Raw genomic sequence first — 12,475 nt, 5'->3', positions numbered from 1 at the left:
AATAACGCTCCCGAATGCGAAACACGTTCGGGAATTATTCACGAAACAAATATTAAAGTGAGAATAAAAGCACTCTGCTTGATAATTCCTTAGCTAAAATATTGCCGCTGTAAAAGTTCATTGGCTTCATCAATTGCACGATCAATGGCCTGCTTACTGCCTTCAACATCCCCGCGTTCAAGTGCAGTAAGTAAATCCTGATAGTGGTAAGTTTCTGCCGGAACGTCTTTAAGCTGCTCATGGAGATAGTTGATACACGGCCCAATACGCACCCAAAGTTGCTCAATCAGTGCGCTAAGCGTTGGCATCTCAGCATATTGATAAAGCGTAAAGCGAAAAACGCGGTTGGCGTGCAGCGCTTTCTGAACATTCCCCTGATGCATCGCCTCATGGAAGGCGGCCGATAAATCGCGGAGCGCAACAAGTTTAATCCCCGACATATTCTCGCAGGCCGCAGCAACGGCCATCGGCTCAAGCTGCTTTCTGATGGCATTGATCTCGTTATAACGATCCAGCGTCACCTCCGGCACCAGAAATGCCTGTGCGGGAGTGGCATGCAGCGCCCCGGAGGAGACCAGCCGAAGCAGCGCTTCCCGGACAGGCGTAATGCTGGTGCCTAATTTATCCGCAATTTCTTTGGTAATCAGTCTGGCACCCGGCTTCAGCGATCCGGTAATTAATGCCCCTTTCAGAGTGATCTCAACTTGCATGGTAAGACTGACGCGCTGTGCCTTTTCTAAATGATCCAAATCAAGCATGTTCAATTCCCGTAGCCAAAACAATATGCTATTTACAGCGTCTGTATAAAAAGACACCGAACCGATATATCCTGTATCGTTATGCCTGGTGATGGGAAACGTTATAAAACGCAAAAAAGTGCAAATTTATTTTTTTATCATTCTCTGGCTCATCTATGACTGATGGCGCGGAATGCTGTCTAGGCTTAATTAAAGACAATATATCGTATCTTCACAAATAATTATGGCGGGAAACCCCGCCATAAACCGTTTTATTTTTTAGTCCGCGGCAACGCGTATCACCACTTTGCCAAAGTTTTTCCCTTCAAGCAGACCGATCAGCGACTGCGGCGCGTTTTCCAGGCCGTCAGTAACCTGCTCACGGTAGTGAATTTTACCCTCTTGCACCCAGCGCCCCATGTCTTGCTGGAACTCGCCAATACGGTGCCCGTAGTCTTGTCCGATGATGAACCCTTGCATGCGAATGCGTTTCTTCAGAATGGTTGCCATCAACAGCGGTAAACGATCCGGACCCTCTGGTAGCGCGGTCGCATTGTAGCCGCTGACCAGGCCACACACGGGCACGCGCGCAGCGGTGTTAAGCAGCGGCAGTACCGCATCAAACACCTTACCGCCAACGTTCTCATAATAGACGTCGATGCCATTCGGGCAGGCTTTTGTCAGTTGCTCAGCGAAATCATCGGCACGGTGATCCAGACACGCATCAAAGCCCAGCACCTCAACAGCGTGACGACATTTTTCTGCGCCACCGGCGACGCCAACCACCCGGCAGCCTTTGAGCTTACCAATCTGGCCGACCGTACCGCCCACCGGCCCCGTTGCGGCGGCTACCACCAGCGTTTCACCCGCTTTAGGCTGACCAATATCCAGAAGTCCCATATACGCGGTAAAGCCGGGCATACCCAGCACGCCCAGCGCCCAGGACGGGTGGGAAGGATTATCGCCCAGCGTCACCAGGCCGCTGCCGTCAGAGAGTGCATATTCTTGCCAGCCGCTATAGCCCAGAACCCACTCACCCGGCTTAAAATCAGGATGGTTTGACTGCTCAACGCGGCTGACGGTTCCCCCCACCATCACCGCGCCAATTTCAACCGGCGGCGAATAGGAGGGGGCGTCGCTCATGCGGCCGCGCATATAAGGATCGAGCGATAACCACACCGTACGCAACAGCAATTGCCCCGCACCGGGTTCGGGAACGGGCTGTTCTTCCAGTCGGAAGTTTTCTACCACCGGCGCGCCGTGCGGACGGGAGGCCAGAACCCAGCGACGATTGCGTGAAACAGATTGATTCATAAGAAACTCCTTACAATGCAAATGTCAGTAGAGCCTGGCTCATAATCCATGACCGTGCTTTATCATTACGAGCCAGACTGGTTAAGCCGCACGACCAGATAGACACAGGCATCATTTGTTTCGTTGATAAACCGACAGTCATTCGGCGGCCCCAGCTCCAGGCAATCTCCAGCCTTCATTTCGTGGCGAGTCTCCCCCTCCTGAAACACCAGTTCGCCCGTCTGGAGCCAGATCAGCTGTCGTGCGAGCGCGTAGGAAGATGCAGGCATGGGGACATCGCTGCCGCCGGGCAGTTCGACCTGAACAAGGTCTATCGGCAAGTCGGTGCGGGGCGAAATGTGACGTCGGAGATAGTGTGACTGAGGATCGCGCCAGACGGGCTGGTTCGCCAGGCGTAGCAGCTTGCCTTCCTGCATCTCGGCTCGCGCAATCAGCGTCGACATGCTGATGCCAAAAGCCCCGGACAGCCTGGCGAGCAACGTTGCGGTTGGGCTGCTGTCGCCGCGTTCAATCTTATGAATCATGGCACGAGAGACGCCAGCCCGTTCAGCAAGCTCGCTCAGTGACCAACCGCGCGACTCGCGTTCAATGCGAATTCGGGCGCTAATCCGTTGATTAATCGTGTCTGTCATAGTATTCATGCCGTCATACTATAGTGTATGAAAGGCTTTTCAATATGGTTTTCATAACAAAAAAATATGGTTTATGCCGTAGCGGTTTATCAGGGCAATTGTGTAATATCATGGACACCTTGTAACACTATAGTAAACAGCCCGTTTAGAGGTTCAACCATGAACGTTCGTCATGCCTGTAAAGAAGACTGCGCCGCCATTGGTGAGATTTATAACCATGCGGTATTGCATACCGCTGCCATCTGGAATGATAAAACCGTCGATACCGAAAACCGTATTGCCTGGTTTGAAGCCCGGACACTTGTGGGCTACCCGGTGCTGGTAAGTGAACATGATGGCACGGTAACCGGATACGCCTCTTTCGGCGACTGGCGTGCGTTCGACGGTTTTCGGCATACGGTTGAGCACTCTGTCTATGTCCACCCGGCGCATCAGGGCAAAGGAATCGGTCGTACCTTAATGAAGGCATTGATTATTGAAGCCCGTGAAATCGGTAAACATGTGATGGTGGCCGGCATTGAGTCACAAAATCATGCTTCTGTTCATCTTCATGAGACCCTCGGTTTTGTGACCACAGGGCACATGCCGCAGGTAGGCACCAAGTTTGGCCGCTGGCTGGATTTAACCTTTATGCAGCTGCAGCTCGATGAGCGCAGCGATCCGGATGCCTTTTAATGAATCAATCACTGACGCTGGCTTTTCTGGTGGCCGCGGGGGTGGGTCTGGTGGTGCAAAATACCTTAATGGTGCGCATTACGCAGTCCTCCTCAACCATTCTTATTGCGATGCTGTTGAATTCGCTGGTGGGTATTGTGCTGTTTGTCAGCATGCTGCTGCTCAAGCAGGGCGTTGCTGGCTTTAGCGAACTGGCATCGACGGTGCGCTGGTGGACGATTATCCCAGGGCTGTTAGGGTCATTTTTTGTTTTTGCCAGCATCAGCGGGTATCAGAACGTCGGCGCGGCGACGACGATCGCCGTGCTGGTCGCCAGCCAGCTAATTGGCGGCCTGATAATGGACGTACTGAAAAGCAATGGCATTCCACTGCGCGCGCTGGTCGGCCCGGTTTGCGGCGCAGTGATGCTGGTGGTAGGTGCATGGCTCGTGGCGAGACGGCAGTTTTAAAGGATTGTCCCGCCCTTCGTCAGATGTTCATTTCTTGCATCCATCTCCTCTTTGTACTGCTTGCCGTGATGGGCAATAGCAGTACGAATGCGCTGCTGCTGAGCATAACGTTCGTCGCGACTCAGCTCGGCATCATCGCTGAGTTCAATCAGCAGTTCATTCATATGGGTTATCGTTCCCTCTTCAAGAACGGCATTCACACGATTAATCACGTCATCTAGATGTGACATTGTCACTCCTTATAAAACGCCCGGCAGCGCCTGCTTACCGGGCGATGAGGCAGTTAGTTCAGCTTCGCTTTTGAGAAATCGCTGCCCATTAGACTCACGCTGTAACCCGTAATATTGCTGCGGGTGGCATAGAAAGTTTTCCCGTTTGCCAGCGCGATCCACGGCGCTTGCTGGTAGAAAATTTCCTGTGCCTGGCCATAAAGCTTCGCACGTTCAGCCGGGTTGCTGGTCAGTTTGGCTTTCTGAACCAGGGAATCATACCCCTTATCGCACCAGCGCGCGGCGTTTGATCCGGTCTTGATGCTGTTACATCCCAGCAGCACATCAGCAAAGTTATCCGGGTCGCCGTTGTCAGACATCCAGCCGAACAGCGCGGAGTCATGTTCACCTTTGCGCATGCCTGAGAGATATTCACCCCATTCGTAAGAGACAATTTTCGCCTTCACGCCCACTTTCGCCCAGTCGGCCTGAATCATCTCTGCGATGCGACGTGAGTTCGGGTTATACGGTCGCTGGACGGGCATAGACCACAGCGTCACTTCTGCGCCCTTTTCCAGCCCGGCCTGTTTCAGCAAAGCCTTCGCTTTTTCAGGATCGTAGCGGTAGTCCTTCAGGTCTTTGTTAAAGCCCAACATGTTTGGCGGGATAGGCGATTTAGCCACCGTGCCGGAGCCCATAAATACCGCGTTCACGATGGCATTCTTATCGGTCGCATAGTTGAGCGCCTGACGCACCAGCACGTTATCAAACGGTTTTTTCTCGGTGTTGAACGCCAGATAGCCCACGTTCAGCGCATCCACGGAATGCAGCGTGAGGTCTTTATTCTTTTTAATCACCTCAAACTGAACCGGTGAAGGCGCAGGAATAATCTGGCACTCGTTGGTTTGCAGCTTCGCCAGGCGAGTCTCCACGTTAGGGGTAATGGAGAAGATCAGGTGTTTGGTCGGAACCGCGCCATCCCAGTAGTTCGGGTTAGCAACATACCGAATCAGCGAGTCCACTTTGTACTGCTGAAGCACATAAGGGCCGGTGCCGATAGGCCAGGTGTCGACGTTTTCTGGCGTGCCCTTTTTCAGCATTGCATCAGCATATTCGGCTGACAGGATAGAGGCAAAATCCATCCCCCAGTCGGCCAGGAACGCTGCGTTTGGCTCACTCAGGGTGAACTGAACGTGATAATCATCGACCTTTTTGACGTCCTGAATCAGCTTATCCAGGCCTACGTCATTAAAGTACTCGTAATTACCCTGTGAGACAGTGTGATACGGGTGCTCAGGGTCTTTCTGACGCATGACGGAGAAAATAACGTCATCGGCGTTAAAGTCACGGGTCGGCTTGAAGAATTTATTGCTGTTGAACTTCACCCCTTTACGCAGCGCGAAGGTATACGTCTTACCGTCCGGCGAAATGGTCCAGGACTCTGCCAGCGACGGTACCGGGGTATTTTTTACCGGGTCAAAATTGATCAGACGGTTATAGAGCACCTGAGAGCTGGCCACAAAGGATGGGCCGGAGCTAGCAATCTGCGGGTTAAACGACTCTGGCGAGGCTTCAGAGCAGTAAATAATGGTGTCATGGTTTGCCGCCCATGCGGCACTTGCCGGTAAAAGCGTGCTCAGCGCGAGGGCGATCAGCGTTTTCCCTGTGGACATGGTTATAACCCTTTCGGTTTTATTATATAGGACAGTAATAACAGCATAGGCGCTATCACCTGGCAAATAACGAAACACTATCAGGTTATTCTAAAGTCGCGTTTTTCGCTGGTTTTACACTCTGCATTAAACGTTGATTTGCCTTAAGTGCCGTTGTTCGTCAAGCACAACCGTCACTTTCTATGCTGCAAGAAATCAGCCCTTTTAGCGTCTCTTCCTCCGTTTGCTTGACGCCCTATTTCGTTAAAGTAACGGTGTGAAGAAGTATATGGGATCAAATCGTGGCAAAAACTCTTTTACGCAGCGGTAATCTGGATGATTTTCAGGCCGTTGGCGGCGGCGGACAAGCCGTTTTCGAATCAGCATTGCAAATCCGTGAAGCGCTTCGGTTACGCAAACAGCAGGCTATTGTCGATTGTCTGGCCATTCCGCAGGTTAACGATGGCGGCGACCGCGTTGACTGGTACTCCCCTGTAGAGGGTTCCGTCAGCAGCTGGAAAGCGGCCGATGAAGACGACCGTTACCGCGCCCTGCGCTACCTGGAGAACACCCTTGCCAGCGTCGACTCGCTGAGTAAAAAGTGCCTCCAGTCACCGAAAACGGCACAACAACTTTTCGGTTCGTTGCTGTCCAAAGCGTTCCAGTTTCCTGGTGAAAACTTCCTGTTTCTGGTCGACGGCAAACCGGTTATTTGCTTTTGGGGCTTTGTTAATCTCAACGAAAATGCACGCGATGACGTACTCGACTGTTTGCGCGAATCGCTGATCCCCGAACCTGCGCCCGTTGTGATTGAAGATCCTGAGCCCGAGCCTGAACCCGCGCCGGTCATGACCTTTGAGCAGGCCGATGAGCCGCTGATCGCGCCAGCAACGGTAGTCCGCATCACGCAGGAAGATCTTTATGAAGCCCAGCCCTCACCGCTTGTGGCGCCTCCGGCTGAAGAACCTGCACCGACGATTGCGCCTAAAAAACGTCGCGTCCCTCTGTGGGCTCTGCCCGTGGCTGCCACCCTCGTCGTCGCGATTGCAGGCCCGATGCTGTGGTCAAAACAGGCTCCGTCCGCTGAGCCTGCACCGCCCCCTGCGCCAGCGCCCGTCGTGATTGCGCCAGCGCCGATCAAAGCGGTTGAGCCACTGGCAATAACGTTACCTCTGCATCAGGCAGAAGTCCTGGAGCGCAAAGCGAAAGACCCGGTGCCTGAGCCAGAACCGGCTCCGGTGGTGATTGCTGCTATCCCTAAAGATGCGATGGTGATGGAGGCAAACCAGGTCAAAGCGGGTTCGACGCGCTTCCTTAATGGCACCTGGCGCGCAATTCTGGATGTGAAAGATCCGGTGACCGGCAAGCCGCCGTCACTGCGTTACCAAATCCAGAGCAACAAAGGTTTTGCCCGCGTCGTTCATGGCGACAACGTTGTCTGCCGCGTTGAGGTGTTCTCCGGGCTGCACAGCAACGGCGAGCTGATGATTAAGAGTCGCGGTAACGCTCGCTGTACGGACGGGTCCCGCTACCCAATGCCGGAAGTGGCCTGTAAAGCAGGCACCAGCGACGTGGCAGAGTGTCGCGCTCGTTATGATGCAAACACCGTCGTTCCATTGACGTTTAAGAAAGCAGGTGCCTGACCCTATGCTGGTAAATCTTTGCGACTATAAACAGAGCGTCACGCTTATTGCCAACAGCGGCGTGCAATTCCTCGATTTTGGCCTGACTCCGCAGGACACCGCTAGCCACGGGCGCTTCGTCCGTAAAACGGCGAACGGCCCGCTTTTGCGCCTCGATTTCGATCTGGTCAATAACCGTTATACACTGCCGGTGACCGATGGCGGACAGCCAGAAGTGGTGAAGCCTGAAACAACCATTCCGCTGCATCAGTCGCTGGCGGTGCTGGACGGCGTCTGGCTTCCCCTTCCGTTCTTACGTTTTAATCCGCCACGTACCTTTGTTGACGGCCCGGATAACTGGGCGCGCGTTCAGGTGCGTAAGCTGGACGTGCCGGACACTGCAGGCAATACGCACCGCGTTACCCTCGCTCTCGACAGCCAGATTGCAGAGCATGCCACTTCCGCGCTGTCGCCGGTCGAAAACGATATTCTGAACGGTACCCGCTTCGCGCTGGCCTGGCACGATAACGACGTTGAAAGCTTCCTCGACCAGACCTGGATTGACGGCTGGCTGCGCGAAGCCTTTACCCAATACGCAGACGGCGTTGAAAAACGTTCTGAACGTGAACTTTACCAGGCGATGCGCGGCTTTGAGTACCAGGCGCATTGGCTCAACCTCCTGACCATGCTCGGTGAACAGCTCACCGTGCCCGAAGTGAAGTTTGTTACCCACACGCTCAGCACGCCAGCCATTCCGGTCGACCTGATCCTGGATGTGGGAAATACCCACACCTGCGGCGTCATTATTGAAGATCACGGTGATGCGAACGATGGCCTGCGCCAGACTGCCGAGCTGCAGGTGCGATCGTTAAGTGAACCCCAGTTTCTGAACGAGCCCTTGTTCACCAGCCGTCTGGAGTTTTCAGAGGCGCGTTTTGGCAAACAGCACTTCTCCGTTGAAAGCGGACGTGAAGATGCGTTTGTCTGGCCCTCTATCGTCCGCGTGGGCGATGAAGCGCGTAAACTGGCGATGCAGCGACTGGGAACCGAAGGCAACAGCGGCATCTCCAGCCCTCGTCGCTACCTGTGGGATGAGACCCCGGTCGTGCAGGACTGGCGTTTTAGCCAGATGAACAGCAAAACCCAGCGCGAGCCGCTGGCCACCGCGTTCCCGCTGATGAACCTGATGAACGACGACGGCGAACCGCTCTTCACGCTGCCGCAGGATGAACGTCTGCCGGTGTTCTCGCCGCAGTACAGCCGTAGCACCCTGATGACCCACATGCTGTGTGAACTGCTTGCGCAGGCGTTGGGGCAGATTAATAGCGTCGCCACTCGATTGCGCCTGGGTTTCCCGGCCTCTCCGCGTCAGCTTCGCACGCTGATCCTCACCCTGCCATCGGCCATGCCCAAGCAAGAGCGCGAGATCTTCCGTCGCCGCATGTTTGAAGCGATCGCTATCGTCTGGAAAGCGATGGGATGGCACCCGCAGGATGACGATTTTGCCAGCCGCAAGCAGCAGGAAAAGAGCGTGGTCCCGGTCCCTGAAATCCAGATGGAGTGGGATGAAGCCAGCTGCGGTCAACTGGTGTGGCTGTACAACGAAGCCATCTCCCATTTTGGCGGCCAGACGGAGGCTTTCTTCGCCTCGCTCGCCCGTCCGGATCGTGAACCTGAACCCGGAGCTAGCCCCGGACGTGCACTGCGCGTAGCGTCCATCGATATTGGAGGGGGAACGACGGACATGGCGATTACCCACTATCAGCTCGATGATGGCTCGGGTAACAACGTCAAAATCACCCCGCAGCTGCTGTTCCGCGAAGGCTTTAAGGTGGCCGGTGACGACACACTCCTGGACGTCATCCAGCGCTACGTCCTGCCAGCCCTGCAAACGCAGCTGCAAAAATCCGGCATAGCGGATGCCTCTTTGCTGATGGCATCACTGTTCGGCGATTCCGGGCGTGTTGATACCCAGGCGGTACTTCGTCAGCAAACGGCGCTTCAGCTGTTTATGCCGATCGGTCATGCCATTCTGGCCGCGTGGGAAGCCAGCGACATTGACGACCCGGTGGCCGGCTTGCATGCCACCTTTGGGGAATTGCTGTCGCAAAAACCGACCCGCAACGTCATGAACTATCTTCAGCAGGCAATCGACCACGCGCTGCCTGCCGGCTCCGATGCCTTCGATGTGTTTGCCGTGCCGCTGCACGTTAATTTCCGCGAAATGCAGGATGCCATGCTGGCCGGTCAGTTCACGCTAGCCTCTCCGCTGCATGCGGTGTGTGAGGCTATCTCCCATTATAGCTGCGATATTCTGCTGATTACCGGCCGTCCGGGCTGCCTGCCGGGCGTCCAGGCTTTAATCCGTCACCTGCAGCCGGTGCCGGTCAACCGCATCGTCTGGCTGGATAAATACCAGGTGCATGAGTGGTATCCGTTCAGCCAGCAGGGACGCATCGGCAACCCGAAATCCACCGCTGCCGTGGGGGCGATGCTGTGCAGCCTGGCACTCGATCTGCGTCTCCCACGCTTCAACTTTAAGGCCGCCGATATTGGCGCATACTCCACCGTGCGCTATCTCGGCGTGCTGGATAACACCGTCAACACGCTGCGCGAGGAAAATGTCTGGTATCAGGAGATCGACCTCGATAAACCTGGCGCGAAACTGGATGCCCGGCTGCATTTCCCGCTGCGCGGCAACGTGACGCTCGGCTTCCGCCAGTTGGCGAACGCGCGCTGGCCAGCGACACCGCTGTATACCCTGAGCATCAACTCAGCCGAACTGGCAAAAGCGATTGCGGGCGACGGCGTGCTGAACGTGCGCCTGAGGCTGCGTGGAGGCAGCAAGATTGAAGGCCCGGAAGCCTTCGAGCTGAGCGATGCCTGGCTACAGGACGGAACGCCGGTTCCAGCCGATGCCTTAACCTTCAAACTGAATACCCTGGCCGATCGCCGTCATAGCGGTAGCCATTATTGGATCGACAGCGGGAGCGTATACCTGACATGACTGCGACGATTACCACTACTCAGGCCTTAGCCGGGTGGATTAACGAGACGCGCCTGCATGCTCCCCTGCTGGATAACGACGCCGACGCGCTGCTTTCGCGCATCAACACAGTACAGGCGCGGGAACAGGCCGTTGAACGTGCGCTGACACGTCCCGGCAGCATTGGGCTGTACGGCCATTCGCAGGGAGCCAAAGCGCACCTGCTGTTATCCTTGTGCGGCAGTGGAAACGGCCGTCTGAACATCACCCCTGGCCAGCGCACGTTTGACTATTTTTCGCATATCAACCCGGGGCATGCCTTAACCTACATGGCGCTTCGGTTCACCCGTGAAAACGTTGCCGTCATTGATGAGGCATTCCCGCTGCGCCTGAGCCTGGTCACCGAGGCCGAACTGGTACAGCTGTTTATTGCGCGTACAACCCTGCATCCGCAGTTCCGTCCGGTGGATAAAGCCGTCATCGAGGCGCGTCTTGATAAGTGGCGCGGCCTGCGTCAGCCGCAGGGCGTGCCCGGTATTACGGCTCAGGAGGTAGGTACCATTGCCCGCTTCTGGCAGAACACGATACCCGGCGCTAAGCAGCACATTGATGATGCGCTGTGGCATCAGTTTGCACTGCTGGTGCCGTCGCTGGATCTCAGCACCCGCGCCAGCGTGTGGTCTCTGCTGTGGGGCGAGCAACGGGAGCTGACCCAGCAGTGGTTAGATCTGGCGCACGTGCTCCACCAAACCAGCCACGCCAGAGAGCTTGCCGCCCCGCTTAGCCTGTTAGTGGATAATTTTGGCCTGCCGGGTGAAGGATTCCTTACCCACGGCGCACTCACCTCGCCGGAAGCGCAGGAGACGCTGCTCCATCCGCTGAGTAACGACGAGATGCTTAACGCCATTAGCGTCCCGGTCGATATCCTTGCGTTTCTGACGCGTGAGCTGGTGTTGCCTGTCGAGAACAGCGCGCTGGATAACGTTGATATTATTGATATCCCTGTTTTTCCAGACAACAGCGCCGATCCGCTCCGTCAGGCAAAATGCCAGTGGTTACTTGAACATTATCGCCAACAGCTGCAGCCTGACGTGCTGGTGATCTGTAATGCGACCGCGCAGTACGAACACACGGCAAGCACGGCAAAAGTCCTGATGAACTGGGTTAAAGAGACGCAACCCGCTGAGGAATCAGCCCTGCCGGGCCTGGTATGGGCAATCACGCCTCAGGATGCCCGCTTTACAACCCGACAAAATCTCGATGAATCCGTACAGCATTTGCTGGGCAAACCGGGATTGCGCTGGGGCACGCTGCAGGCGCTGGACAACCACAGCATGCAGCGCGTTATTGAGTGGTTATCCCAGGCCACGCTCCCCGCGCAGCGCCTGAAGCGTCTACACACCCTGAAATCGATGCTGGCGCAGGAGCTATCGGCTATGATGCGCAGCTATCTGGAGCCGCTGACACAAGAGCCTGGCGCAAGACGTTCTCAGGCGGAAAGCCTGGTGCGGACGCTGCAAACCAGCGCGGCGCGACACGGCGAACTCCTCGAAGGGCTTTTACCACCGCTCAACGCCTTTGAAGCGCTTTTGGCGGTCCAGCAGCCGCGCGAGGAGCAGGTTAATGGCCTGTTTACCGACACCATCGATCTCTTTGACGATCGCGCGCAGGAAAGTACCCGCCCCTTCCAGACTAAAGACAAAGCTCGCCTGGCGCATAAGGTGTGGATCAACCATCTGCGCCAGTGGAGCCGCAACGATGCGACAGCTGCCCGTCTGGGGCTGGACCCTGCGATTTTGCAGCAGATTGCGGACGTACTGGTGTTAACCAGCTATCGGCTAGACCTGCCCCAGCAGCTTCAGCGCATTGTGGAAGCCGATAAAAGCAGCGCAGCCCAACTGCACGCTGTCATGGGTAATTTCGTGGGCTGGCTGGGTTATGATAAAACGCCGGTTGCAGAGCGTCCTGCAAGCCGCATTCGCAAAGGCCACGCTATCTTTGTCACGCCAGTGGTCAGCAGTGCAACACCGCGCCTGACGCGCCTGGGAGAGCAACCCGTGCACGCCGCAACCGCGTATGTGTACGACTGGCTGGTTGCGCTTTATAGCCGGGCAATAGAGAACATTGATTACAATCATCCTCATGATGTTCAGCCCGCCGCACGCCGCGCCTTGCAGACGTTGCTGCGCTAACCTGCCC

The 12,475-nt window shown here is 55.7% G+C and carries 10 protein-coding genes; 5 read left to right on the top strand and 5 right to left on the bottom strand.

Annotation, left to right across the window (positions count from 1 at the left end):
- Nucleotides 1–89: 89 nt before the first annotated feature.
- The 3 genes from V5P19_RS04855 to V5P19_RS04845 all read right to left on the bottom strand — a co-directional run bounded on the left by V5P19_RS04855 (nt 90) and on the right by V5P19_RS04845 (nt 2,692).
- The gene (locus tag V5P19_RS04855; protein ID WP_334400636.1) at nt 90–758 is read right to left on the bottom strand and encodes a GntR family transcriptional regulator; all 669 of its coding nucleotides are present in this window, start codon (nt 756–758) and stop codon (nt 90–92) included.
- A 258-nt stretch (nt 759–1,016) separates the two neighbouring features.
- Nucleotides 1,017–2,051, bottom strand: a complete 1,035-nt coding sequence (locus tag V5P19_RS04850; protein WP_334400634.1) for an NADP-dependent oxidoreductase — start codon at nt 2,049–2,051, stop codon at nt 1,017–1,019.
- 65 nt (nt 2,052–2,116) lie between these two features.
- Complete coding sequence (locus tag V5P19_RS04845; protein WP_334400632.1) at nt 2,117–2,692, bottom strand: helix-turn-helix domain-containing protein; 576 nt, start codon at nt 2,690–2,692, stop codon at nt 2,117–2,119.
- A gap of 150 nt (nt 2,693–2,842) precedes the next feature.
- Here V5P19_RS04845 and V5P19_RS04840 point away from each other — a divergent pair, with 150 nt between their 5' ends.
- Nucleotides 2,843–3,358, top strand: a complete 516-nt coding sequence (locus V5P19_RS04840; RefSeq protein ID WP_334400630.1) for an N-acetyltransferase family protein — start codon at nt 2,843–2,845, stop codon at nt 3,356–3,358.
- Complete coding sequence (locus V5P19_RS04835) at nt 3,358–3,807, top strand: DMT family transporter (RefSeq protein WP_334400628.1); 450 nt, start codon at nt 3,358–3,360, stop codon at nt 3,805–3,807. Before V5P19_RS04840 ends, V5P19_RS04835 begins: the two co-directional genes overlap by 1 nt.
- On the opposite strand, the gene V5P19_RS04830 is transcribed toward V5P19_RS04835, so the two are convergent.
- Nucleotides 3,804–4,037 (bottom strand): YdcY family protein, encoded by a 234-nt coding sequence (locus V5P19_RS04830; protein WP_334400626.1) that lies wholly within the window; start codon nt 4,035–4,037, stop codon nt 3,804–3,806. The two genes, V5P19_RS04835 and V5P19_RS04830, sit on opposite strands and share 4 nt — an antisense overlap.
- Before the next feature lie 53 nt (nt 4,038–4,090).
- On the bottom strand, nt 4,091–5,689 hold the full coding sequence (locus V5P19_RS04825; RefSeq protein WP_334400623.1) for an ABC transporter substrate-binding protein: 1,599 nt from the start codon (nt 5,687–5,689) through the stop codon (nt 4,091–4,093).
- Nucleotides 5,690–5,970: 281 nt separating this feature from the next.
- Here V5P19_RS04825 and V5P19_RS04820 point away from each other — a divergent pair, with 281 nt between their 5' ends.
- The 3 genes from V5P19_RS04820 to V5P19_RS04810 are packed head-to-tail and all read left to right on the top strand — an operon-like array spanning nt 5,971 to nt 12,468.
- Nucleotides 5,971–7,311: an SrfA family protein gene (locus tag V5P19_RS04820; RefSeq protein WP_334400621.1), complete on the top strand. Its 1,341-nt coding sequence runs from the start codon at nt 5,971–5,973 to the stop codon at nt 7,309–7,311.
- Nucleotides 7,312–7,315: 4 nt separating this feature from the next.
- Complete coding sequence (locus V5P19_RS04815; RefSeq protein WP_334400618.1) at nt 7,316–10,297, top strand: virulence factor SrfB; 2,982 nt, start codon at nt 7,316–7,318, stop codon at nt 10,295–10,297.
- Complete coding sequence (locus tag V5P19_RS04810) at nt 10,294–12,468, top strand: virulence factor SrfC family protein (RefSeq protein ID WP_334400616.1); 2,175 nt, start codon at nt 10,294–10,296, stop codon at nt 12,466–12,468. Before V5P19_RS04815 ends, V5P19_RS04810 begins: the two co-directional genes overlap by 4 nt.
- Nucleotides 12,469–12,475: the final 7 nt, after the last annotated feature.

This window comes from Enterobacter sp. UNJFSC 003 (genome assembly GCF_036903355.1).
Taxonomy (GTDB): domain Bacteria; phylum Pseudomonadota; class Gammaproteobacteria; order Enterobacterales; family Enterobacteriaceae; genus Enterobacter.
This window is presented reverse-complemented; position numbering and strand designations above follow the sequence as displayed.